This is a genomic window from Enterobacter cloacae complex sp. IR5403 (assembly GCF_049238705.1).
Classification (GTDB): domain Bacteria; phylum Pseudomonadota; class Gammaproteobacteria; order Enterobacterales; family Enterobacteriaceae; genus Enterobacter; species Enterobacter hormaechei_C.
The window spans coordinates 18394-42161 of record NZ_JBMKHP010000013.1; the positions used below are offsets into that span (position 1 = coordinate 18394).

The 23768-nt window shown below is 56.5% G+C and carries 21 protein-coding genes; 11 read left to right on the plus strand and 10 right to left on the minus strand.

The genetic code is table 11. The features are described from left to right. The first annotated feature begins 66 nt into the window (after window positions 1-66). Window positions 67-1734 (plus strand): energy-dependent translational throttle protein EttA, encoded by a 1668-nt coding sequence (gene ettA / locus ACOTW6_RS16635; protein WP_003856515.1) that lies wholly within the window; start codon window positions 67-69, stop codon window positions 1732-1734. Between the two features lie 128 nt (window positions 1735-1862). Here ettA and ACOTW6_RS16640 read toward each other — a convergent pair whose 3' ends face one another. Beyond that, complete coding sequence (locus tag ACOTW6_RS16640) at window positions 1863-2762, minus strand: LysR family transcriptional regulator (protein WP_015572618.1); 900 nt, start codon at window positions 2760-2762, stop codon at window positions 1863-1865. A gap of 108 nt (window positions 2763-2870) precedes the next feature. On the opposite strand from ACOTW6_RS16640, the gene ACOTW6_RS16645 reads away from it, so the two are divergent. Further along, window positions 2871-3872, plus strand: coding sequence for a zinc-binding alcohol dehydrogenase family protein (locus tag ACOTW6_RS16645; protein WP_213789060.1), 1002 nt, complete (start codon window positions 2871-2873; stop codon window positions 3870-3872). An 83-nt stretch (window positions 3873-3955) separates the two neighbouring features. Here the strand turns inward: ACOTW6_RS16645 and nadR are convergent, their stop codons facing one another. The 3 genes from nadR to serB form a co-directional block, all read right to left on the minus strand. Beyond that, window positions 3956-5188 carry a multifunctional transcriptional regulator/nicotinamide-nucleotide adenylyltransferase/ribosylnicotinamide kinase NadR gene (gene nadR, locus ACOTW6_RS16650; protein ID WP_062932388.1) on the minus strand — a complete coding sequence of 411 codons (1233 nt, stop codon included), beginning with the start codon at window positions 5186-5188 and terminating at the stop codon, window positions 3956-3958. A gap of 35 nt (window positions 5189-5223) precedes the next feature. Continuing rightward, window positions 5224-6609, minus strand: coding sequence for a DNA repair protein RadA (gene radA / locus ACOTW6_RS16655; RefSeq protein WP_003856523.1), 1386 nt, complete (start codon window positions 6607-6609; stop codon window positions 5224-5226). Between the two features lie 75 nt (window positions 6610-6684). Further along, window positions 6685-7653: a phosphoserine phosphatase gene (gene serB, locus ACOTW6_RS16660; RefSeq protein WP_003856524.1), complete on the minus strand. Its 969-nt coding sequence runs from the start codon at window positions 7651-7653 to the stop codon at window positions 6685-6687. A 117-nt stretch (window positions 7654-7770) separates the two neighbouring features. Between serB and ACOTW6_RS16665 the strand changes: the two genes are divergently transcribed. The 7 genes from ACOTW6_RS16665 (at window position 7771) to ACOTW6_RS16695 (ending at window position 14946) form a co-directional block, all read left to right on the plus strand. After that, window positions 7771-8415: a YtjB family periplasmic protein gene (locus ACOTW6_RS16665; protein ID WP_015572615.1), complete on the plus strand. Its 645-nt coding sequence runs from the start codon at window positions 7771-7773 to the stop codon at window positions 8413-8415. Window positions 8416-8454: 39 nt separating this feature from the next. Further along, window positions 8455-9471, plus strand: a complete 1017-nt coding sequence (gene lplA, locus ACOTW6_RS16670; protein ID WP_213789061.1) for a lipoate--protein ligase LplA — start codon at window positions 8455-8457, stop codon at window positions 9469-9471. 233 nt (window positions 9472-9704) lie between these two features. Next, window positions 9705-10397, plus strand: a complete 693-nt coding sequence (locus ACOTW6_RS16675) for a DUF1120 domain-containing protein (protein WP_219241046.1) — start codon at window positions 9705-9707, stop codon at window positions 10395-10397. Window positions 10398-10455: 58 nt separating this feature from the next. Continuing rightward, on the plus strand, window positions 10456-11145 hold the full coding sequence (locus ACOTW6_RS16680) for a DUF1120 domain-containing protein (protein ID WP_213789063.1): 690 nt from the start codon (window positions 10456-10458) through the stop codon (window positions 11143-11145). Between the two features lie 76 nt (window positions 11146-11221). Continuing rightward, on the plus strand, window positions 11222-11929 hold the full coding sequence (locus tag ACOTW6_RS16685) for a fimbria/pilus chaperone family protein (RefSeq protein ID WP_213789064.1): 708 nt from the start codon (window positions 11222-11224) through the stop codon (window positions 11927-11929). A gap of 27 nt (window positions 11930-11956) precedes the next feature. Continuing rightward, window positions 11957-14380, plus strand: coding sequence for a fimbrial biogenesis outer membrane usher protein (locus ACOTW6_RS16690; protein WP_062932394.1), 2424 nt, complete (start codon window positions 11957-11959; stop codon window positions 14378-14380). Continuing rightward, complete coding sequence (locus ACOTW6_RS16695) at window positions 14377-14946, plus strand: hypothetical protein (protein WP_213789065.1); 570 nt, start codon at window positions 14377-14379, stop codon at window positions 14944-14946. Before ACOTW6_RS16690 ends, ACOTW6_RS16695 begins: the two co-directional genes overlap by 4 nt. Window positions 14947-14980: 34 nt before the next feature. On the opposite strand, the gene deoD is transcribed toward ACOTW6_RS16695, so the two are convergent. From deoD to deoC, 4 genes are all read right to left on the minus strand, one after another. Continuing rightward, on the minus strand, window positions 14981-15700 hold the full coding sequence (gene deoD / locus ACOTW6_RS16700) for a purine-nucleoside phosphorylase (RefSeq protein ID WP_003856538.1): 720 nt from the start codon (window positions 15698-15700) through the stop codon (window positions 14981-14983). 125 nt (window positions 15701-15825) lie between these two features. Then, a complete protein-coding gene (gene deoB, locus ACOTW6_RS16705; protein WP_003856540.1) occupies window positions 15826-17049 on the minus strand; it encodes a phosphopentomutase in 1224 nt (407 codons plus the stop codon). Between the two features lie 53 nt (window positions 17050-17102). Further along, a complete protein-coding gene (deoA, locus tag ACOTW6_RS16710) occupies window positions 17103-18425 on the minus strand; it encodes a thymidine phosphorylase (protein WP_017383831.1) in 1323 nt (440 codons plus the stop codon). Between the two features lie 99 nt (window positions 18426-18524). Beyond that, entirely contained in the window at window positions 18525-19304 is a 780-nt protein-coding gene (deoC, locus tag ACOTW6_RS16715; RefSeq protein WP_003856543.1) for a deoxyribose-phosphate aldolase, read from the minus strand. Window positions 19305-19566: 262 nt separating this feature from the next. On the opposite strand from deoC, the gene ACOTW6_RS16720 reads away from it, so the two are divergent. Beyond that, window positions 19567-21102, plus strand: coding sequence for a YjjI family glycine radical enzyme (locus ACOTW6_RS16720; protein ID WP_213789066.1), 1536 nt, complete (start codon window positions 19567-19569; stop codon window positions 21100-21102). Beyond that, window positions 21077-21937 (plus strand): YjjW family glycine radical enzyme activase, encoded by an 861-nt coding sequence (locus ACOTW6_RS16725; RefSeq protein ID WP_063133589.1) that lies wholly within the window; start codon window positions 21077-21079, stop codon window positions 21935-21937. The genes ACOTW6_RS16720 and ACOTW6_RS16725 overlap by 26 nt, the downstream gene beginning before the upstream one ends. Here the strand turns inward: ACOTW6_RS16725 and ACOTW6_RS16730 are convergent. Both ACOTW6_RS16730 and ACOTW6_RS16735 read right to left on the minus strand, forming a co-directional pair. Further along, a complete protein-coding gene (locus ACOTW6_RS16730; RefSeq protein WP_213789067.1) occupies window positions 21932-22714 on the minus strand; it encodes a TatD family hydrolase in 783 nt (260 codons plus the stop codon). The genes ACOTW6_RS16725 and ACOTW6_RS16730 overlap by 6 nt on opposite strands. Continuing rightward, window positions 22711-23763 carry a patatin-like phospholipase family protein gene (locus ACOTW6_RS16735; RefSeq protein ID WP_213789068.1) on the minus strand — a complete coding sequence of 351 codons (1053 nt, stop codon included), beginning with the start codon at window positions 23761-23763 and terminating at the stop codon, window positions 22711-22713. The genes ACOTW6_RS16730 and ACOTW6_RS16735 overlap by 4 nt, the downstream gene beginning before the upstream one ends. Window positions 23764-23768: the final 5 nt, after the last annotated feature.

The window sequence follows — 23768 nt, forward strand, 5'->3', positions numbered from 1 at the left end:
CGTGAAAAAGGCTACACTTCGAGGCTGAAATTCATTCTCATCACGATAAAAGAGGCGAAGTCCAACGTGGCTCAATTCGTTTATACCATGCATCGTGTCGGCAAAGTTGTCCCGCCGAAACGTCATATTCTTAAAAATATCTCGCTGAGCTTCTTCCCGGGCGCAAAAATCGGTGTTCTGGGTCTCAACGGTGCCGGTAAGTCCACCCTGCTGCGCATCATGGCCGGCATCGATACAGACATCGAAGGTGAAGCCCGTCCGCAGCCTGGCATCAAGATCGGCTACCTGCCGCAGGAACCTCAGCTGAACCCGGAACACACCGTACGTGAATCCGTTGAAGAAGCGGTATCCGAGGTGGTTAACGCCCTGAAAGGTCTGGATGAAGTGTATGCCAAATACGCCGAGCCGGATGCGGACTTCGACAAGCTTGCTGCACAACAGGGCAAGTATGAAGAGATTATCCAGGCGCACGACGGTCACAACCTGAACGTGCAGCTGGAGCGCGCGGCCGATGCCCTGCGTCTGCCAGACTGGGATGCGAAAATCGCTAACCTGTCCGGTGGTGAACGCCGCCGCGTGGCGCTGTGCCGTCTGCTGCTGGAAAAACCAGACATGCTGCTGCTCGACGAACCTACCAACCACCTGGATGCCGAATCCGTGGCGTGGCTGGAACGCTTCCTGCACGACTTCGAAGGCACCGTGGTGGCGATTACCCACGACCGTTACTTCCTTGATAACGTGGCAGGCTGGATCCTGGAGCTGGACCGCGGCGAAGGTATTCCGTGGGAAGGCAACTACTCTTCCTGGCTGGAGCAGAAAGACCAGCGTCTGGCGCAGGAAGCGTCTCAGGAAGCCGCCCGCCGTAAGTCTATTGAGAAAGAGCTGGAGTGGGTGCGTCAGGGCGCGAAAGGCCGTCAGTCTAAGGGCAAAGCCCGTCTGGCACGCTTCGAAGAGCTGAACAACACTGAATACCAGAAACGTAACGAAACCAACGAACTGTTTATTCCACCTGGCGCACGTCTGGGGGATAAAGTGGTGGAAGTGACTAACCTGCGTAAGTCCTACGGCGACCGTGTGCTGATCGACGATCTGACCTTTTCCGTACCGAAAGGCGCTATCGTCGGCATCATCGGTCCGAACGGCGCGGGTAAATCCACCCTGTTCCGCATGATGTCCGGTCAGGAACAGCCTGACAGCGGCTCCATCACCCTGGGTGAGACTGTGAAGCTGGCCTCCGTGGACCAGTTCCGCGACGCAATGGATAACAGCAAAACCGTGTGGGAAGAGGTTTCCGGCGGTCTGGATATCATGCGTATCGGCAACACCGAGATGCCAAGCCGCGCCTACGTTGGCCGCTTTAACTTCAAGGGCACCGACCAGGGCAAACGCGTGGGCGAGCTGTCCGGCGGTGAGCGCGGTCGTCTGCACCTGGCGAAACTGCTCCAGGTTGGCGGCAACGTTCTGCTGCTTGATGAACCTACCAACGATCTGGACATCGAAACCCTGCGCGCGCTGGAAAACGCCCTGCTGGAGTTCCCGGGCTGCGCGATGGTTATCTCGCACGACCGCTGGTTCCTGGACCGTATCGCAACCCACATCCTGGACTACCAGGACGAAGGTAAGGTGGAGTTCTTCGAAGGTAACTTCACCGAATACGAAGAGTACAAGAAACGCACGCTGGGCGCAGACGCGCTGGAGCCGAAGCGTATTAAGTACAAGCGTATTGCGAAATAAAAGCAAAACGGCAACTTCGGTTGCCGTTTTTTATGTTTGTACCCTCTCCCCGTGGGAGAGGGCCAGGGTGAGGGCATCAGGCCGCACAGTGTGTAGGCCGGGTAAGGCGAAGCCGCCACCCGGCTTTTTTATTTGCCCACGTAATACCGCTTCACCTCATCAAACTGCATCGCAAAGTCGATATAGCTCATCAGCGCAGGCGAATTGAGCTTACGGCTCGGGTAGGCCAGCCAGAGATCGTTTCCCTCAACGCTCCACGCCGGCAGCACCTTCACCAGCGCGCCCTTTTCGATCTTATCTTCCAGCAGGAATGCGGGTAACAGCGTGATCCCCGCCCCGGCAATGGCGCATTCCCGGGCGTACACCAGGTTATCGGTCATATGGGCGTTATCCGGCAGATACCGATAATCCTCACTCTCGCTTCGCAGAAGCCACTCCGACCATGCCCGGTGCGTAATGCAGCGGTGCTCCACCAGCTGTCGGGGATGGATTAACGGCGCCCGACGCGCCAGGTAGTGGGGCGAGGCCAGCATGTAGCGCGGACAGTGCCCAATCATGCGGCCAATCAGGGAAGAATCCTGCGGTTTGCCGGTGCGCAGCGCCACGTCAAAGCCAGACTCGACCAGATCCACCACGTCGTCAGAGATCGACACATCCAGCGACACATCAGGATAGCGAAGCTGAAACTCGGCATTCATATGCGCCAGCAGCGTCGCACCAATTCCCGCCGGACAGGTGATCCGCAGCCGCCCGCTGGGGTTTTCGCGCAGCCGCTGAATGGCATACTCCGCACGCTCGCTGGCCGCCAGCATCTCACGACAGTGCACCAGATAGTGTTCGCCCGCAAACGTCAGGCTTATTCTGCGCGTGGTGCGATTCAACAGGCGGATCCCCACCTGTTGCTCCAGCTGGCTAATCCGCTGGCTGACGCTGGATTTCGGCAGTTCCGCCTTCTGCGCCGCCGCGGTAAAGCTGCCCATCTCGGCCACCAGCGCAAACAGCGCCATATCCTGAAGCTGTTTAAACATGATTGTTCACCCTGTACGAACGCTGAGTTCTGGATTGTCCATCTTATCATGCAGCTGACCACTTAATAGACTAGCCTCAACAAAACGCATGCCATTGAGGAGCACACCATGTCAGTGAAAGCCATTGCCGTTAACCCAGAAAATCTTTCCACCTTCGTTGAAATCACCCCGCCGATGCCGCAGCCCGGCGAACACGATCTGCTGGTGGAGGTGAAAGCCGTCTCCGTAAACCCGGTGGACACCAAAGTACATGCAGGCATTGCTAAAAGCGGACTGAAGGAGCCGCGCATTCTCGGGTGGGATGCCAGCGGGATCGTCAAAGCCGTTGGGGCTGGCGTCACCGGATTCAAACCGGGTGACGAAGTGTGGTACGCGGGGGATATCACCCGCCCGGGCAGCAATACCACGCATCAGCTGATCGATGCGCGCATTGTCGGGCACAAGCCTGCAAGCCTCGGCTGGGCGGCAGCCGCTGCACTACCCTTAACCGCGCTCACCGCGTGGGAAGGTCTGTTTGAACGGCTGAAGATTCAGGATGCCGACGCAGATAAAACGCTGCTGATAATTGGCGGCGCGGGTGGAGTCGGATCGCTGGCGATCCCGTTTGCGAAGCACAACAGCAAGGTGAAGATCGTCGCAACTGCCTCACGAGAAGATTCCGCCCGGTGGTGTCGCGATCGCGGCGCTGACATTGTCGTAAATTACCGCGACCTGAAGGGTGAACTGGCGAAACAGGGGCTCACCTTTGTGGATTACATTTTTATCCTCAACGATACCGACGGGCACTGGGATGCGGTCAGCGATCTGATTGCCCCTCAGGGACACATTTGTTCCATCGTTGAAAACGCGCATCCGCTGAACCAGGACAAGCTGAAGTCTAAATCTGCCGCCCTGCACTGGGAGTTTATGTACACCCGCAGCATGTACCAGACCGCGGATATGGCGCGTCAGGGTGAGATTTTAAATGAGGTAGCGAAGCTGGTGGATAACGGCGTGGTGGAAAGCTCGCTCAGCGAAACGCTGCACGGGCTAAGCGTGGAAAGCATTACCGAAGCGCACCGCAAGGTGCTGGAGGGGCATATGCGTGGGAAGGTGGTGGTTGAGTATTGAGTGGGCTGATTCCCTCACCCCGGCCCTCTCCCAAAGGGAGAGGGAGATTAAAGTCCCCTCTCCTGGTGGAAGAGGGGAAGTTATTAACCCTGCTCCCCCATCATCTCCTTCACCAGCTCGACGCAGCGCAGGAAACGGGTGTCGTAATCCGACTCTTCCACATGGACAAACTCAACGTTGTTCTCGTTAAGCATCTCTACCAGCATGGACTGAAATTCCCGCCTGTCCACCGAGCTGCCCAGGCTGCGCATGCCGTCGGCTACCCACGGGGTGTTGTTTTCCAGCAGGATCACCAGGTCAAAGCGGTATTCGTCAATCAGCGCCTGCACAAACGGGTGCTCGCGTCCCTCGTACTTTTTACAGAACGCCTGCGTGGTGACGAAATCGGTATCAATAAAGGCGACTTTATTAGCATATTTCACCGCGAAATCAATGTACTGGGCATGACCGAGCGCGATTTTATCGTAGTCGGAATACTGCAACGCCATCTCGTCGCCGCCAAGGTGTGAGAAGACGTAATCGCGACCATACTCCCACGCACTGGTGGTATTGAAGATGTTAGCCAGCTTATTTACCAGCGTCGATTTCCCGCTCGACTCGCCGCCGAGGATCGCCACCGTACGCACGAAGAACGGCTTCACCTCGGTCGGGATATAGTCCCAGTAGCGGAACGGGTTCTCGCGGATCTGCGCCCCGCTGATGTTCATGAAGGTGCGTTTAGGATCGATCAGCACCGTCTCAATGCCCAGATGCTCGCGGAACTGCGGCGCGTCGGACTCTTCAGAGGTGTAGATCCAGTTAGGCGCAATGCCCTTCTCTTCCATAAACGCTTTGATGCCGTTGCTCCACACGTCCCAGCCGTGCGGGTACGGCTCCATGCCCTCTTCGTTGAAAGCATGAATGCGTATATTTTTCTGGTACTTAAAGGTCTGAAGTAGCCAGCGCAGGCGGTCAGGCACGGTGGGCTGCTGCGACATGGCGCTGTCTTCAAACAGCTGGCGATCGCGGGTTTCATCATAACCCATGATGATATGCAGCTCGTCGACCTGGCTACAGGCGCGCTGGATCAGATAGATATGCCCGGTATGCAGCGGGTAGAACTTACCGAACACCACGCCAATGTTCTTTTGCATCCGCGGAAATTCAAGCCCCAGAAAACGGTGCAGCGCTTCCAGCTTCTGCGCGCTGGGACTTTTGATTTTGGCGTTCAGCAGTTGGCTCAGATAGCCCTTGGTCATGCCGCTGGCGTCCGCCACCTGCTGCAACGTGCAGCCCTTCTGGCGGATAGCGGTCTTGATGTAGTCAAATGATGACATAAATTACGGTGCCTCCTGCAAAATCGAATACGTAATTATAAGTCGTCAAAGACATTTAACGCATCTGCGAGTTTTTTAACGCCAAAAACCTGCATCCCTTCCGGGATTTTTTTCGGCACGTTGGCGGCCGGAACAATCGCGCGGCGGAAGCCATGTTTTGCCGCTTCGGAGATACGCTCCTGACCGCTCGGCACCGGGCGGATCTCGCCAGCCAGCCCCACCTCGCCAAACACCACCAGATCCTGCGGCAACGGCCTGTCGCGCAGGCTGGAGACCATTGCCAGCAGCAGCGCCAGGTCCGCGCTGGTTTCCGTAACCTTCACCCCACCAACCACGTTGACGAACACATCCTGATCCGCCATTTGCAGACCGCCGTGACGGTGCAGCACCGCCAGCAGGATCGCCAGGCGGTTCTGTTCCAGACCGACCGCCACGCGCCGCGGGTTGCCCATCATCGAGTGATCCACCAGCGCCTGAATTTCAACCAGCAGCGGACGCGTCCCCTCCCACAGCACCATCACCGAACTACCGGACGTGATCTCGTCGCCACGGCTCAGGAAGATGGCCGACGGGTTGCTGACTTCGCGCAGCCCCTGCTCGGTCATGGCAAACACGCCCAGCTCATTCACCGCGCCGAAGCGGTTTTTGTGGCTGCGCAGGGTACGGAAGCGGGAGTCCGCATCGCCGTCGAGCATCACCGAGCAGTCGATACAGTGCTCCAGCACCTTCGGCCCCGCCAGCGAGCCGTCTTTGGTGACGTGGCCGACCATCACAATCGCCACGCCGCGCGTTTTGGCAAAGCGCGTCAGGTAGGCTGCGGTTTCACGCACCTGCGCCACGCTGCCCGGCGACGACTGAATGTCAGCCATGTGCATCACCTGAATGGAGTCGATCACCATCAGCTTCGGCTGCTCTTCTTCGGCGATCATGCAGATCTGCTCGATGCTGGTTTCCGAGAGCATATTCAGATTGCCGGTCGGCAGGCCGAGGCGGTGCGCGCGCATCGCCACCTGCTGGAGTGATTCTTCCCCCGTGACGTACAGGGTTTTCATCTGTTCGGCGAGCTTGCAGAGCGTTTGCAGCAGCAGGGTCGATTTACCCGCGCCCGGGTTACCGCCGATCAGAATGGCGCTGCCCGGCACTACGCCACCGCCGAGCACGCGGTCAAATTCTTTGAATCCGGTGGAAAAGCGCGGCAGTGCTTCCAGGCTGATATCCGAAAGTTTTTGTACCTTCGACACGCCTGCATTGCCCGCATAGCCGCTCAGCCGTTCATTGCGGGCCACGCTCGGCGAAGCCGCCACACCACGCACTTCGGTGATGGTGTTCCAGGCATGACAGGCGCTGCATTGCCCCTGCCAGCGCGGATAATCCGCACCACATTCATTACAGACAAATGCGCGTTTTGGAGCTTTCGCCACGGTTTACCTCGTTATTTCTGTGCGGTCTGCGCGCCGGGTGGCGCTGACGCTTACCCGGCCTACAAAAGCAAGCCGCTATTTTTGATTAATGCTGCCGGAGAGAATGCAGAACACCCCCATCAGATCAGCATGACGGATAGTGACTTCCGTCTTTTCATTCACTTTCGGCTTGGCATGGTAGGCAATACCCAGCCCGGCAACTTTGATCATCGGCAGATCGTTCGCGCCATCGCCGATGGCGACGGTCTGCTCGACCGGAATGGCATATTTCTCCGCCAGACGCGTCAGCGTATTGGCTTTGTACTGCGCATCCACGATGTCGCCGATGACCTGTCCGGTGAGTTTGCCGTCCATGATCTCCAGCTCGTTTGCCACCACGGTGGTCAGACGCAGCTTGTCACGCAGGTAGTCGGCAAAGAAGGTGAACCCGCCGGAGGCAATCGCCACTTTCCAGCCGAGCGTCTCCAGCTTGAGCACCAGCTGCGTCAGCCCAGGCATCAGGGGCAGTTCATCGCGCACCTGACGCAAAATGTTAGCATCGGCCCCCTTCAGGGTCGCCACGCGCTGCCTCAGGCTGGCGGTGAAATCCAGCTCGCCGCGCATCGCGCGCTCGGTGACTTCCGCCACCAGCTCGCCGCTGCCCGCCAGTTTAGCGATCTCGTCAATACATTCGATCTGAATGGCGGTGGAGTCCATGTCCATCACCAGCAGGCCGGGCGTTTTCAGGTGCGGAATTTTGCCGAGGGGGGCAACGTCCAGCCCGGCGTCGTGCGCCAGACGCGTGGCGCGCTGCGTCAGGGAACCCGCCAGGCGAATGACCTGATAATCTTCCACGCACCAGGCCGCAACGATGACCATCGCTGCGCCCAGTTTGGTTTGATACTGGGTGAGGCGTTGCTTATCCAGGCCGCGTCCGTACAGCAGCCAGCCGCTACGGCCAGCGTGGTAATCGAGAGGCATCACCTCATCGCCACTTAAAGAGAGCGGCAATCCTGGCCATAAAGAGACATCCGTTGGCAGGTCGCACCAGGTAATGTTCGGCATTGAAGCTCCTGTAATTTCGTTCGCGCCGGAAGGTTCCAGAGGGAAAATAACGCATGAGGCTACCCTGTAACCATCACTTCTGGCAACATTAAGCCGTAAATTTTAAGCAGGTGGAATATGGCTCGCGCAAAACTGAAATTCCGGCTTCATCGCGCCGTGATTGTCCTGATCTGTCTCGCACTATTAGTGGCGCTGATGCAGGGGGCATCCTGGTTTAGCCAGAATCACCAACGACAGCGTAACCCGCAGTTTGAGGAGCTGGCCCGTACCCTGGCGCGCCAGGTGACGCTCAACGTTGCGCCGTCTATGCGCACCGAAACGCCGGATGATAAGCGAATAGCCCAGGTATTGCGCCAGCTTACGGAAAACAGCCGCATTCTGGATGCAGGCGTGTACGATGAACAGGGCGACCTGATTGCCCGCGCGGGTGAGCATGTTGACGTGCGCGACAGGCTGGCGCTGGACGGCAAAAAAGCTGGGGGGTATTTCAACCAACAAATCGTCGAACCTATTCAGGGCAAGAATGGTCCGCTTGGCTATTTACGTCTGACACTCGACACCCATACCCTGCCAACCGAAGCCAAACAGGTGGATAACACCACCAATATTTTGCGCCTGATGCTGCTGCTCTCGCTGGCGATTGGCGTGGTACTGGCGCGTACGCTGCTGCAAGGCAAGCGCACCCGCTGGCAGCAGTCACCGTTCCTGTTAACCGCCAGCAAGTCGGTGCCCGAAGAGGAAGAGAGCGAGAAGAAAGAATAGTGGTAAAGTAGGCGGATGATTCGGAAAAGGAACTCTGCCATGACGACGTTACGCCTGCTTATCTCTGACTCTCACGATCCCTGGTTTAACCTGGCGGTGGAAGAGTGCATCTTCCGCCAGATGCCCGCCACCCAGCGCGTCCTGTTTCTCTGGCGCAACGCTGATACGGTCGTTATTGGCCGCGCGCAAAATCCGTGGAAAGAGTGTAACACCCGCCGTATGGAAGAGGACAACGTCCGCCTGGCGCGCCGCAGCAGCGGCGGCGGTGCGGTGTTTCACGATCTGGGCAACACCTGCTTTACCTTTATGGCGGGCAAGCCGGAATACGACAAAACCATCTCGACCTCCATTGTGCTTAACGCGCTCAATTCGCTTGGCGTGACGGCTGAAGCCTCGGGACGTAACGATCTGGTCGTGAAAACGCCTGAAGGCGACCGGAAAGTGTCAGGCTCAGCCTACCGCGAAACGATGGATCGCGGATTCCACCACGGCACATTATTGCTGAATGCCGATCTGAGCCGTCTGGCAAACTATCTGAACCCGGACAAGAAAAAGCTCCAGGCCAAAGGCATTACCTCCGTGCGCGGTCGCGTGGCGAATCTGGTGGAGCTCCTGCCGGGAATTACCCATGAACGCATTTGCGATGCGATCCGCGAGGCCTTTTTCAGGCATTACGGTGAACGCATAGAAGCCGAGGTGATTTCTCCGGATAAAACCCCGGATCTGCCAAACTTCGCGGAAACCTTCGCCCGCCAGAGCAGCTGGGAGTGGAATTTCGGTCAGGCACCGGCGTTTTCACACCTGCTGGATGAGCGATTTACCTGGGGCGGAATTGAGCTGCACTTTGACGTCGAGAAAGGCCATATCTCTCGTACCCAGGTATTTACGGATAGTCTTAATCCGGCACCGTTAGAAGCGCTGGCTGCACGTTTGCAGGGCTGTCTCTATCGGGCAGATATGCTGCAACAGGAGTGCGAGGCGCTACTGGTTGATTTCCCACAGCAGGAAAAAGAACTGCGGGAACTGTCGGGATGGATTGCCAAAGCGGTACGCTAACAATTTTATGGGAAGTGAATACTTCCTTTATTCCTAAAAACATTTTTAAGCATTTAAAGTAAAGCATATATAATATGAATAATATATTTCTCTTTATATATTATTTAGCAAAAATTAATTAAGAAATTAATATTTCTTATCATGAGCATGTGTATTTTTTGCGATAATCCTTGAGATGGAAAATTTTTTCTATTCCCTTTCCACACGTCTATTTCGAACGTTAAGGATTAACGATGAAAAAACTTATTATTGCAACAGCTGTTGCAATGACTCTGTCTGCGGCAGCGCATGCCGACTCCACTGCGGTATTAAAATTAAAAGGTGTTTTAACCAATGATGCCTGTACGCCGACATTAAGCGGTGGCGGTACCGTTGATTTTGGTACTAAATACACCTACGCGCTATCTCCAACTGCCACTAACCAATTAGGTAATAAAGATCTGACACTGACGATCGCATGCCCCTCGCCTACCAAGGTGGGCTGGACAATGACGGATGAAAAGGTGGATTCACTGGTTACGCTTAATATTGAAAACGCACGTTTTGACGGGGCGGCCATCAGATATGAACCTGTCGAATTTGGCGTAGGCAAAACTGCGGGGGGCATCAAGATTGGTGCTTACTCTGTGGCAATTGATGCAGACAACACCCTGGCAGATGGGACGAAATCTGACGTCTATATTGCTGATAGAGCCAGTGGCACTTATGAGTGGCACAACAAGGTCACAAACGACCAAAACTGGAGTCTTGTCTATGGTGATGGCGATCAAACCTATACCGTGGGTTCTGATATGCAGCCAGCCGCCTTTACGAATGCCGTATTCCCGCTGCGCGTAGCGCTCGCCGTGCAGGATACGACAACGCTTGCGATCACCGACGATACGCCTATCGACGGCCAGGCAACAGTCACTCTGTACTATCTGTAATTGCCTCGTTTCGCCCATAAATATTGGCGCGATGACCCGCATTTGTTAAGGAACAACAATGAAAAAGATTTTAGTTGCCACCGCCGTTGCTATGGCGCTTTCCGCAACCGCTGCTAACGCTGCGTCCACCGCCGTGCTGAAAGTTACCGGCATGCTCTCTGTTGCCGCCTGTACTCCGCAGTTAAGCGGCGGCGGCGAAGTAGATTATGGCCGTATTCACCTGGCCGATCTCTCCGCAACCAGCATAAACCAGCTGGGGCAGAAGGATATCTCCCTGACCATCACCTGCCCGGAAGCCACCAAAGCTGGCTGGACCATCAGCGATGACCGCGCAGACACCCACCCGGGCGCCTCTGTGATCACCATTAATGCCGCAGACGCGGCGGGCGGCACCGTTTCCGACACCACCCAGTCCTACGGCGTGGGCAAAACCGCAGGCGGCGTGAAAATTGGCGCTTACTCCATCTTCGCTGATGTGGCGAACGTCACCGCTGATGGCGTGAAATCAGACGTTATCTCCGGCACCGTGGACAGCCCGACCTGGCAGACATCCGCTACCGGTATCATCAAAAACGCCAACATGGAAATGATGACCGTGGCCGCCTCCGGCACCTCTGAGCCGCTGCCTTTCACCACCGCAGTATTTCCGCTGAAAACCTCTCTGGCTATTCAGAACACCGCGACCCTTGCGATTACGGATGATACCAACCTGGACGGCCAGGCCACCATTACCGTGAAATATCTCTGATTATCAGCCCGATATAGTGTGAAACGTACCTCCTCTTAACAGAGGAGGTGTTTGTCAGGTTAAAGGATTAATCTCGATGTCAGTCAAAACCACGATCGCGCAGTGCGCCATTGCCGCACCGTTATTATTCCCTGCTCTCTTTTCTCAGGCGTATGCCGCCGGCATGGTGCCGGAAACTACGCTGCTGGTTATTGAAGAGTCGACCCACAGTGGCGTAATGAACGTTAAAAATACCGATAATTTTCCGGCCTTACTCTATACCACAATTGTCGATCTGCCTGACGACACGGGCGTGACGCTGAACGTCACCCAGCCGGTGGTTCGCGTGGAGCCGGATCAGCAGCAACAGCTTCGTTTTATTATGGAAAGCGCGCAGCCCCTCACCGTTGAACACCTTAAACGCGTGACCTTCGAGGGTATTCCGCCGAAATCCAATGATAAAAAGATCAAAATCGGCTTTAACCTGCGCCAGGATCTGCCGGTTTTAATTCGCCCAAAAAATCTGCCCGTCGTTACCGATGCCTGGAAGCTGCTTGAATGGTCCGGCAGCGGGGAACACTTTACCGTGAAAAACCCGTCCGCTTACGTGGTCCGCATGGCGCAGAACGTCACCTTTCTGCCCTCAAACGCCGAAGGCAAGCTGAAGAAAACCTACATTCTGCCCGGCGAAACCCTGGAGGTTCAGGTGCCAAAAAGCCTGGCGGGTGAAAAGTCGGTACGCTTTTATCCGGCAAGCCGCTACGGCATTGAGGTTCCCAGCTTTACCGCCTCTTTAGCGCCATGATCTTTCTTCAGATAAGAGAATTAATCGGTGAACCGTCTTAATCTTTCCTCTTGTGTTCGGGCCGCACTCTATTGCTCGCTGACAGCCTGTATTCTCCCCGGCGCATTTGTCCATGCCAGGGAAGTGACGTTTGATACCGATATTCTGCAATCAAGGGGGATCAGTAAGAACCTGGCTGACTATTTTGCCGACTCTCCCCGTTTTCTGCCAGGAAGACATACGGTCTCCGTCACCATTAACGGCGTTGAGAAAGGCTCGATTGCCGTGCTTTTTGGCCCGCAGGGCGAACTCTGCGTTGACGACGATTTTCTCAGTGCCACGGGTTTAATGCCGGTGCGGATCGCCAGCAATGAAACGTGTCATGATTTACACAGTGACTACCCGTCAGCGGTGATCAACCCTGTACCGGGTAATGAGTCGCTTGCGCTTTTCGTTCCGGCAGAGGCGCTGGACAGCGTTTTTTTGACTCCGCAAAACTTTGCTAAAGGGGGGACCGCCGGGCTGTTTAACTACAACCTGTTCACCAGTCGCAACGACAGTTCAGGCTCCGACAGCACCAATTATTCGCAGGCCAACCTTGAGGCGGGTTTGAATATTGCACAGTGGACGGTACGCAGCCGCTATATGCTGACCGATGACGATGGTGATTTTAATTCGGACAGTCTCTACACCTATGCGGAACACGTTTTCCAGAATCAGAAGGTTCGCGCTCAGGTAGGTCAGATTAATGTGCATTCGTCACTGTTTAGTGGCGCGCCCATTGACGGCATCCAGTTTATCCCGGAACAGGGACTGGCGCAGGATACTCCCGGCGTCACCGTTAATGGCATTGCCCGCACCCACCAGGCGCGCGTCGAAGTTCGCCAGTCAGGACAGCTCATCTACTCCTCGCTGGTTAATGCCGGGCCATTTACGCTGGAAAGTGTACCGGTGATACGCGGTAACGCCGACCTTAACGTCAGCGTCGTTGAAACCGATGGTTCCACCACGCGATTTACCGTGCCCGCCTCCTCTTTTAATTTTCATGTGCTAAAACCTATCGGCCTCTCCATGTCGGTCGGGCGGGTGCGTGATATCGATACCGATTACGATCGTCCCTGGGTGTATAACATCTCTGATGGCTGGCTGCTCCACCCCGACTGGACGGCGACCGCCTCCGGCGTGCTGGCGCAGGATTACCAGGCAACGGGAGGCATGTTGCAGTGGCTGCCAGCGGAAAGAGTGTCAATTTCCGGCTCGCTGCTGGGAAGCCGGGAGTCTTTTGGCGAGTCACAGCAGGGCGCAAAGGGTGAAATCATCACCAGCATGGCGCTACCCGGCGATCTGAGTCTCGACTTAAGCGCTGCCAAATACAGCGGAGGCTATCGCGAACTGACAGAAGCGATGGACGATGATTTTCACGGTTATCAAAGCAGCTATAGCGCCAATATCAGCTGGGGCAACAACCTGTTCGGTACCTTCTCGCTGGGCTATTACGGCTATCAGGCGACAAATGATTATGATGATACGCGCAATGTGATGGTGTCATGGGGCAAAACGTTCAAATATGCCTCCATCTCCGTCAACTGGCAGCATGCGGTCAATCAGCATGAAGACGAGGATACAGACAGTAGCAGTAATGATGACGACATGTTTTATGTCAACGTCAGTATTCCGTTCGGCGCGCAGCGTGTCGGCGCCTATATGCGCAGCCAGGGCGATAAAACCTCCTACGGTCTGCAAAATAATGGCTCTTTGGGTGAAGATACCAGTTACTACATTTCGGCGGATCGTGATAACGAAAACAACGAAAATAGCTTTAATGGCAATATCAACACCAACCTGCATTACACGCAGCTCAGCGTGGGTGGCGGCTCCAGCGGCGACAATCAGCGCAACTATAACGCCACCCTCAGCGGCGGCGTGGCGCTGCATGAGCATGGTGTCACGTTCTCGCCTTACAGCGTTAAGGATACCTTTGCCATCGCCCGCCTGAGCGAGCCTGAAAGCGGTATTGAAATCGCTACGCCGCAGGGCCGCGTCTGGACCGATCGCTGGGGGCAAGCCGTTGTCCCGGGGCTGACGGAATGGCGCAAATCAAGAGTTGAAGTGAACGCTAACACGCTACCGAAAAGCATGGATCTGGCCAACGGCATTAAGAACATTTCCGTCGCCCATGCAGCTTTCAGGGAGCTGGATTTCAAAGTGCTGAATACCCGTCGCGTGATGCTCGAAGTGAAACGTGCAGACGGCTCGTGGCTGCCAAAAGGGACCAGCATCGTGGATGAGAAAAACAACTACCTGGTCAGCGCGGTGGACAGCGGGCGCGTTTTTGTCACCGATATGTCCAACAGCCCGGCGCTCTATGCCGTTGACGATAACATGCAGCGCGTCTGCCGCATCGATTACACCCTGAGCGAGACTCAGGACAAAGAATCGTTTTATGAAACCGCTAAAGGAGTCTGTAAATGAAACACCAGGGTAAACATTTACTGATGACTTTTTCGATAATGGCTGCGCTTTTTGCGCCCGCCGCCTGGTCCGCCGACGAGTGCCAGCTAACCCTCTCCTCGCCTGACGTCCGCTTCGGGCGGTTTAAACAGGACGAGGAGGTCAGCACTCAGCAGGGCTGGCATCAGATGCCTTCCCGGGAGGTTAACGTCAGCATTAGCTGCCCGGAAAACCAGACTATCGCGCTTTTTGTTCAGGCGACAGCGGGCGAAAAAGGACGCTTTTACTTTGGCGACAGCAGCGGCCTGGCGTTGCGCGCCAGCCATATGGTGATAGATGGTAAACCCTATGCGATTGGCAGAACCGTTGACAGAACGCAGTTTACTGCCGACGGCGATGCGCAGGAGAGCCAGTTGCTGAAGAATAATAACGGCATTATTGCAATGGAAAATCATCAGCCGGTAGAAGGTAAACAGATGAATGTTGTCCTGACTCTCACGCCAGTGCTGAGCGACCGTCAGTTTAATCACGTGGGTGATACGGTGACGCTGGAAAGTAATCTGATGTGGGAAGTGTTGACGAAGTAAAACAGGGGGCAAGTCCGCCCCCTGGAAAACGGGATTACTCTTTATCGCCCAGCAGAACGGATTCCAGCGCGATTTTGATCATGTCGTTGAAGGTGGTCTGACGCTCGGCAGCGGTAGTCTGCTCGTGGGTACGGATGTGGTCAGACACGGTGCAGATGGTCAGCGCTTTCGCACCGAATTCAGCCGCCACGCCGTAGATACCGGCCGCTTCCATTTCCACGCCCAGAATGCCGTATTTTTCCATCACGTCGAACATGTCGCCTTCTGGCGAGTAGAACAGATCGGCAGAGAACAGGTTGCCCACGCGCGCGTCAACGCCCAGCGCTTTTGCCGCGTCAACCGCGTTACGCACCATGTCAAAGTCAGCGATGGCCGCAAAGTCATGATCTTTAAAGCGGATGCGGTTGACTTTAGAGTCGGTGCACGCGCCCATGCCGATCACCACGTCACGCAGCTTAACGTCCATGCGCACTGCGCCGCAGGAGCCGACACGGATGATTTTCTTCACGCCGAAATCGGTGATCAGCTCTTTGGTGTAGATGGAGCAGGATGGGATACCCATGCCGTGACCCATCACGGAGATTTTGCGGCCTTTATAGGTGCCGGTGAAGCCCAGCATGCCGCGCACGTTGTTCACTTCACGCACGTCTTCGAGAAAGGTTTCTGCAATGTGCTTCGCGCGCAGCGGGTCGCCCGGCATCAATACGACGTCAGCGAAATCACCCATTTCTGCATTAATGTGAGGAGTTGCCATCTTCAGTTCCTTTTACATTGTTGTTTTTGCCGGGTGGCGGCTACGCCTTACCCGGCCTACATTCTGTTCTCCCTCTCCCACAGGGAGAGGGCCGGGGTGAGGGCATCAGGCCGCACCCAATCCGTTTAGAACATAGCCTTGCCATATTCCATGTCAGACGTACCAAAGTATTTCGCAATCGTCTGGCCGATGTCCGCGAAGGTTTCACGGTGACCCAGCGAGCCCGGTTTGACTTTCGGGCCGTACACCAGCACCGGAATATGCTCACGGGTGTGGTCGGTACCGGTCCAGGTCGGGTCACAGCCATGGTCAGCGGTCAGGATCAGAATGTCATCTTCCCCCACCAGCTCCATCAGCTCTGGCAGACGGCGGTCAAACAGCTCCAGACCCGCAGCATACCCGGCGACGTCGCGACGGTGGCCCCAGGAGGAGTCGAAGTCCACGAAGTTGGTGAAGACAATGGTCTTATCGCCCGCTTCTTTCATCTCTTTGATGGTGGCGTCGAACAGCGCATCCAGACCGGTCGCTTTGACCTTTTTGGTAATGCCGCAGTTGGCGTAAATGTCCGCGATTTTACCCACGGAAACCACGTGGCCGTCTTTCTCGTCGACGAGTTTTTGCAGCACGGTCGGCGCCGGTGGCTCCACGGCCAGGTCGTGACGGTTGCCGGTACGCTGGAAGTTACCCGCTTTGTCGCCGATAAACGGACGCGCGATAACGCGGCCAATGTTGTAGCCGCCTTCGGTCAGCTCTTCACGGGCGATCTCGCACAGCTCGTACAGTTTATCCAGGCCAAACGTCTCTTCGTGGCAGGCGATCTGGAACACGGAGTCAGCAGAGGTATAGAAAATCGGCTTGCCGGTTTTCATGTGCTCTTCGCCGAGCTGATCCAGAATCACGGTACCGGAAGAGTGGCAGTTACCGAGATAACCCGGCAGGTTGGCACGCTTCACCAGCTTATCCAGCAGCTCCTGCGGGAAGCTGTTCTCGTGATCGGAGAAGTAGCCCCAGTCAAACAGCACCGGCACGCCGGCGATTTCCCAGTGGCCGGACGGAGTATCTTTCCCGGAAGAGAGCTCGTGCGCCCACGCGTAGGCGCCCACCACTTCCGCGTTACCGTCCATACCGGCTGCGATCTTACCGGTTGAGCCTTCATGCGCTTTTACCAGCCCCAGACGGGTCAGGTTTGGCAGGTTCAGAGGGCCTTTACGACCGTTGTCCGCTTCGCCTTTTGCACAGGCTTCCGCGATGTGACCCAGGGTATCGGAACCCACGTCACCAAATCGTTCTGCATCTTCGGTTGCGCCGATGCCGAATGAGTCCAGCACCATAATAAATGCACGTTTCATAATTGTTCTCCGTACTTAGTGCTTCATAAAAATGCGATCAGATCAGTATACCGCTATTCAGTGATACGACGATAGACCGTCGGTGTGGTTTCCGGTGCTTTATCGTCAAGAGATATTGCCGCCTTCACCGCTTTCGCCGCGTCCTGCCAGCTGGCTTCATCTTTCGCGTGGATCACCGCCAGCGGACGTTGGCCGTCAACGCTGTCGCCCAGACGGGCCATATCGGTAAAGCCGACGCTGTAATCAATGGTGTCCGATGCCTGACGACGACCGCCGCCCATAGACACGACAGCCATGCCGAGCGCGCGGGTATCCATAGCCGAGACAAAGCCTTCGCTGTCCGCATAGACCGCTTTGCTGAGCATCGCGGTTGGCAGGTATTTCGCGTAGTTTTCCACGAAGTCGGTCGGGCCTTTCTGCGCCGCCACCATCCGACCAAAGATCTCCGCCGCTTTGCCGTTGTCCAGCACCGCCTGAAGCTTCGCGCGGGCTTCCGCATCGTCTTTGGCCAGCTTGCCGGAGATGAGCATCTCAACGCACAGCGCCATGGTGACATCGAACAGGCGCGGGTTACGGTATTCGCCTGTGAGGAACTGCACGGCCTCACGGACTTCAACCGCGTTACCGGCGCTGGAGGCCAGCACCTGGTTCATGTCCGTCAGCAGTGCAGTGGTGCGCACGCCCGCGCCGTTGGAGACGCCAACGATCGCTTCGGCCAGCGCCTCAGAGAGTTCATAGGTTGGCATAAACGCGCCGCTGCCCACTTTCACATCCATCACCAGCGCATCCAGACCTTCCGCCAGTTTTTTGGCAAGGATAGAGGCGGTGATCAGCGGGATGGAGTCTACGGTCGCGGTAATGTCACGCGTCGCGTAGAAACGCTTGTCTGCCGGAGCAAGAGAGCTGGTCTGGCCGATAATCGCCACGCCAACGTCTTTAATAATGTCGCGGAAGCGGTTGTCATCCGGGAAGATATCGAAGCCCGGAATGGCTTCCAGTTTGTCGAGCGTACCGCCGGTATGACCCAGGCCGCGCCCGGAAATCATCGGGATGTAACCGCCACAGGCTGCCACCATCGGGCCAAGCATCAGGGAAGTCACGTCGCCCACGCCGCCGGTGGAGTGTTTGTCCACAATCGGGCCGTTGAGGTTGAGGCTTTTCCAGTCCAGAACGGTTCCTGAATCTCGCATCGCCATGGTCAGCGACACGCGCTCAGGCATCGACATATCGTGGAAGAAAATGGTCATCGCCAGAGCCGCAATCTGCCCTTCAGAGATGGTGTTATCACGAATGCCGTTGATAAAGAAGCGGATTTCTTCGTCGCTTAATGCATGACCATCACGTTTTTTACGAATAATTTCTTGTGCGAGAAACACGGTAACCTCCATGCGGAATCGGGTGAATGGCGGCGGGTATGTTGACCCGCCCTACGATCCTGTAGGCCGGGTTAGCGTAGCGCCACCCGGCAATTCAACTTAGTAGCTGCTTGCGCTCTTACCGTCACCGTGACCCAGCGCTTTCAGCAGGCTGGCCAGCAGGCTGGACGCGCCGAAGCGGTAGTGGCGGGAATCAGCCCAGTCGGCGCCGAACAGCTCGTCGGCAATCGCCAGGAACTGCTGCGCGTCTTCTGCGGTACGCACGCCGCCCGCCGGTTTGAAGCCAACAGTTTTGGACACGCCCATATCACGGATGACTTCCATCATGATGCGTGCGCTTTCCGGAGTAGCGTTGACCGGCACTTTACCGGTAGAGGTTTTAATGAAGTCCGCACCGGCTTTGATGGAGATTTCAGACGCCTTACGAATCAGCGCCTCTTCTTTCAGCTCGCCGGTTTCGATGATCACTTTAAGCAGCACGTTTGCCGCCGCACACGCGTCTTTACAGGCTTTCACCAGGTCAAAACCGACCTGCTCGTTGCCGGCGATCAGCGCGCGGTACGGGAATACCACGTCAACTTCGTCTGCGCCGTACGCAATCGCCGCGCGGGTTTCTGCCAGCGCGATCTCGATATCGTCATTGCCGTGCGGGAAGTTAGTTACGGTGGCAATGCGCACGTCCGGCGTGCCCTGCTCTTTCAGCGTTTTGCGGGCAATCGGGATAAAGCGCGGATAGATACAGACGGCGGCGGTGTTACCCACTGGCGTTTTCGCCTGATGGCACAGGGCGATGACTTTTTCATTGGTGTCGTCATCGTTCAGGGTGGTCAGGTCCATCAGTTTCAACGCGCGCAGGCTGCTTGCAGTTAAATCGGTCATAACAATCTCCAACGGCAGTGCCGTATAAATTTTACCTTGCGGGTCTGTGAGTATTCTAACATTCACCCGCATCCACACTTCGACATTCATCACAGTTAATGAAAACTGTGTGCAAATTTGCACTACTGTAATGAGATCTTCTTCAAACTTTAGTGCGTTAATTGCTGACTAAATCGGCGATATCCCCTGTCTGATCAAAAGCGCCACCAGGCTGGCTTCCTACAATTCGTTCACTGTCCGCAGAACAACCAAGGAAGTGAACATGCCCGACGCCCTGCAACAACGTTGCCAGCACATTGTGACCAGCCCGGTGTTAACCCCGGAACAAAAACGTCATTTTCTGGCGCTGGAAGCGGAGAACAATCTGCCCTATCCCGCTCTGCCAGAGGCGGCCCGCGCCGCGCTGGACGAGGGATTCATCTGCGACATGTTCGAAGGCCATGCGCCTTACAAACCGCGCTACGTGCTGCCGGACTACGCTAAATTTCTGGCTAACGGCTCAGAATGGCTGGAGCTGGAAGGGGCGAAAGATCTGGATGATGCCCTCTCGCTGCTCACTATCCTTTATCACCATGTTCCGTCCGTCACATCGATGCCGGTCTATCTGGGCCAGCTCGATGAGATACTCAGCCCCTATGTTAAAATTCTAACACAGGATGAAATCGATAGCCGAATAAAACGTTTCTGGCGTTACCTGGACAGAACCCTGCCCGATGCGTTTATGCATGCCAATATCGGCCCGGCGGATACGCCTGTTACCCGAGCCATACTTCGTGCGGATGCCGAACTGAAGCAGGTTGCGCCGAACCTGACCTTTATCTACGACCCGGATGTTACCCCCGGCGATCTGCTGCTGAGCGTGGCGAAAAACATTTGTGAATGTAGTAAGCCGCATATTTCCAATGGCCCGGTGAATGATAAAATTTTCACAAAAGGTCGCTATGGCGTGGTGAGCTGTTACAACTCCCTGCCGCTGGCGGGCGGCGGCAGCACGCTGGTGCGCCTTAACCTGAAAGCGATCGCGGAACACAGCCGCTCACCGGAAGACTTTTTCACCCGTACCCTTCCCCACTACTGCCAGCAACAAATCGCGATCATCAATGCGCGCTGCGATTTTTTATATGAACAATCCGGCTTCTTTGAGAATAGCTTCCTGGTGAAAGAGGGGCTGATTGATGCCGATCGTTTTGTGCCGATGTTTGGCATGTACGGTCTGGCTGAAGCGGTGAATGTGCTGTGCGAGAAAGCAGGTATTACGGGACGTTACGGTAAGAACGAACAGGCCAATGCGCTGGGCTACCGCATCAGTGAACAGCTTGCGGCGTTTGTTGAAAATACGCCGGTGAAACACGGCTGGCAGCACCGCGCGATGCTGCATGCCCAGTCGGGGATCAGTTCCGATTCTGGCACCACGCCGGGCGCACGTCTGCCGTACGGCGACGAACCGGACCCTGTCAACCACCTGCTGGCCGTGGCGCCGCATCATAAACACTATCATTCGGGGATCAGCGATATTCTCACCCTGGATGAGACGGTTAAACGCAATCCTCAGGCTGTGGTGCAGCTGTGCCTGGGGGCGTTCAACGCCGGTATGCGTGAGTTCACCGCGAATGTAGCCGGAAACGACCTCGTGCGCGTCACCGGGTATATGGTGCGGCTCTCCGATCTGGAGAAATACCGCGAGGCCGGCTCGCGCACCAACACCACCTGGCTCGGCGAGGAGGCCGCGCGCAATACCCGTATTCTGGAACGTCAGCCGCGCGTGATAAGCCATGAACAACAGATGCGCTTTAGTTAGTCAGGTCATCCCCTTCTCCTGCGTGGACGGGCCGGGCAGCCGCCTGGCGCTGTTCCTCCAGGGCTGTAACCTGCGCTGCAAAACCTGCCATAACCCGTGGACGATAGGGCGCTGCAACGACTGCGGCGACTGCGTTCCCCACTGTCCGCATGATGCGCTGACGATTCAGGCCGGGCGCGTCTGGTGGCAGGAGAGTCACTGTCAGCAGTGCGACACCTGTCTGCATCTGTGTCAGCAGCAGGCGACGCCGATGGCGCAGCGCTATAGCGTCGAAGAGATCCTCTCCCGGGTTCGCACGTCCGCGCCGTTTATTGAGGGCGTGACCGTCAGCGGGGGTGAGGCCACCACGCAACTGCCGTTTGTGGTTGCGTTGTTCACCGCGATGAAAGCCGATCCGTCCCTGCGCCATCTGACGTGCCTGGTGGACAGCAACGGTCTGTTAAGCGAAACCGGCTGGCAAAAGCTGTTACCGGTGTTTGACGGCGCGATGGTGGATCTGAAAGCCTGGGGTAATGAACATCACCGTTTTCTGACCGGGCGCGAAAACACGCTGATCAAGCAGAGCATCCGCTGGCTGGCCGATCGTCATCGCCTGACGGAGCTGCGCCTGCTGGTGATCCCCGATCGGTGTGATTATCTGCAACATCTGCCATCGCTGACCGCTTTTATCCACGCGTTGGGGAACGTTCCGGTGCGGATCAACGCGTTTCATGCCCATGGGGTTTACGGGGAGGCGGCGCGATGGCGGAGCGCCACGCCGGAGGACATCGAGCCGCTGGCGCAGGCCCTGGAACGGCAGCAAATCACGGTGATCCGCCCGGCCCTTTATCTATAGCGTGATGCCGAAGACCGCGCGGGTATTTTCCAGCAGCGCGCTGGCAATCACATCTTCAGGCTCCTGACGCAGCTCACACAGCACATCAAAAACGCGCGCCGCCTGCTCCGGGCGGTTGGGCTGGCCCTGAAAACCATTCAGCGGCATGTCAGGCGCATCCGTTTCCAGCAGGAGCGAGGTCAGCGGGAGCTGCGCCATCACATCACGGGTTTTGCTGGCACGCGGATAGGTGATGGTGCCGCCGACGCCAATCTTATAGCCCAGCTCGATAAAACGCTGCGCCTGCTGAAGGCTTCCAGCGAAACCATGGACCACGCCCCTGCGCGGCACGTCGATACGCTTCAGGTGCATCGCCAGTTTGTCATGGGTACGTCTGGAGTGGAGGATCACCGGCAGATCGTGGCGCTTTGCCAGCCGGAGCTGCGCGTCCAGGATCGTCTGCTGGCGTTCAAACTGCGGATCTTCACGATAGAGATCGAGGCCGATCTCACCGATGGCAACCAGCTTCGTATCCGCATTTTGCAGCGTGGCATCCAGCCTGTCGAGATGGTCATCAAGATGGTGCTCAATAACGATCGGATGCAGACCCAGCGCGGCATACAGCGCATCGTGCCCCCGGGCAAGCGCCAGAACTTTGTCGAATCTCGCCGCTTCAATAGCGGGCACAATAATGGCTTTCACGCCGGCCTCAGCCGCGCGCGCAATACTTGATGTTTCCTCCCCGCTAAACGGCGGGAAATCAAAGTGGCAATGGGTATCGATAAAGCAGTGCGTCACGCCAGATCCTCGTTATCGAGTAAGCCATCGTTGGCCTGCGGCGCGTCCACCAGCGGCATCGCCACCGCGTCATTGGCCACAACGGCAGGCGGCAAAATGATGCTTTTATGCCGATGAAGAGGCGGTTGCTCCGCCAGCATTTTCCCGACGGTCGCCAGGAAATAACGCCCGCACAGCCGCCCCGTTTTGTAATCCATACGCAACGCAGGCAGCCGACTGCCCAGCGCCATGCTCAGTAGCGGCTTAGGCGGATAAATTTCAAAGATGCGCAGCTTGCCCGGTGGTTTTTCAATAAAACGCTGCATCGCGCCGTAGGTGGTTTCATGCTGCTTCGCGATATTCACCAGCGGTTGCAGGCTGCTGTCGCCCAGCCAGCGTTCCATCCGCTTAAACCACTGTGGGGTGTAATACATCTGCGAAGGCACCGTGCGGATCACCACAATGGTTTTTGCCTCGCGCCGCGCCGCCTCCTGTACCGGCACCGCGTCGCTGATACCGCCGTCAAGATAGCTTATCCCCTCCAGCAGGGCGCCGGTGCGGTAGAATCCCGGGATCGCGCTGGACGCGCGGATGATATCCAGCCAGTTCTCTTTCTGCGGCGAAAAGTAACCCGGCGAATAGTCATCGCCACGGCTGGCGCACATCCAGAACTCTTTGCCGGTATCGAACAGACGTGACGCGGTATCCATGGCCAGCGGCATCTGGCTGGAGGTAGCATCCAGTAACCAGTCGAGATCGATCAGGTTCCCGCCGCGTACGAAGCGTACCGGATTGAAGAATTCTTTGGAGGTGGTGTAGCGCATAATCACTTTGCGCGCATAGCCGGGCTGGTTGCAGACATAGGCGGAGAGGTTCTGCGCCCCGGCAGAGGTGCCGAAATAGAGATCGAACGGGTTGAATTGCGCGCGCATAAATTCGTCGAGCACGCCAGCAGTGAAAATACCGCGCTGCCCTCCCCCTTCACAGACCAACGCAAGCTGGCCTGCATGAAACGGTTTTAACGTCAGCGGCGCAATATTGCCGAGCGTAACGGGAATTCGTTGCCCCACCTCTG

What these genes read in the sequence shown, in the direction of transcription:
- ACOTW6_RS16640 (WP_015572618.1), bottom strand. Translation starts at nt 2,762, where the DNA reads ATGTTTAAACAGCTTCAGGATATGGCGCTGTTTGCGCTGGTGGCCGAG.
- ACOTW6_RS16645 (WP_213789060.1), top strand. Translation starts at nt 2,871, where the DNA reads ATGTCAGTGAAAGCCATTGCCGTTAACCCAGAAAATCTTTCCACCTTC.
- nadR (WP_062932388.1), bottom strand. Translation starts at nt 5,188, where the DNA reads ATGTCATCATTTGACTACATCAAGACCGCTATCCGCCAGAAGGGCTGC.
- serB (WP_003856524.1), bottom strand. Translation starts at nt 7,653, where the DNA reads ATGCCGAACATTACCTGGTGCGACCTGCCAACGGATGTCTCTTTATGG.
- ACOTW6_RS16665 (WP_015572615.1), top strand. Translation starts at nt 7,771, where the DNA reads ATGGCTCGCGCAAAACTGAAATTCCGGCTTCATCGCGCCGTGATTGTC.
- lplA (WP_213789061.1), top strand. Translation starts at nt 8,455, where the DNA reads ATGACGACGTTACGCCTGCTTATCTCTGACTCTCACGATCCCTGGTTT.
- ACOTW6_RS16675 (WP_219241046.1), top strand. Translation starts at nt 9,705, where the DNA reads ATGAAAAAACTTATTATTGCAACAGCTGTTGCAATGACTCTGTCTGCG.
- ACOTW6_RS16680 (WP_213789063.1), top strand. Translation starts at nt 10,456, where the DNA reads ATGAAAAAGATTTTAGTTGCCACCGCCGTTGCTATGGCGCTTTCCGCA.
- ACOTW6_RS16685 (WP_213789064.1), top strand. Translation starts at nt 11,222, where the DNA reads ATGTCAGTCAAAACCACGATCGCGCAGTGCGCCATTGCCGCACCGTTA.
- ACOTW6_RS16695 (WP_213789065.1), top strand. Translation starts at nt 14,377, where the DNA reads ATGAAACACCAGGGTAAACATTTACTGATGACTTTTTCGATAATGGCT.
- deoD (WP_003856538.1), bottom strand. Translation starts at nt 15,700, where the DNA reads ATGGCAACTCCTCACATTAATGCAGAAATGGGTGATTTCGCTGACGTC.
- deoB (WP_003856540.1), bottom strand. Translation starts at nt 17,049, where the DNA reads ATGAAACGTGCATTTATTATGGTGCTGGACTCATTCGGCATCGGCGCA.
- deoC (WP_003856543.1), bottom strand. Translation starts at nt 19,304, where the DNA reads ATGACCGATTTAACTGCAAGCAGCCTGCGCGCGTTGAAACTGATGGAC.
- ACOTW6_RS16720 (WP_213789066.1), top strand. Translation starts at nt 19,567, where the DNA reads ATGCCCGACGCCCTGCAACAACGTTGCCAGCACATTGTGACCAGCCCG.
- ACOTW6_RS16725 (WP_063133589.1), top strand. Translation starts at nt 21,077, where the DNA reads ATGAACAACAGATGCGCTTTAGTTAGTCAGGTCATCCCCTTCTCCTGC.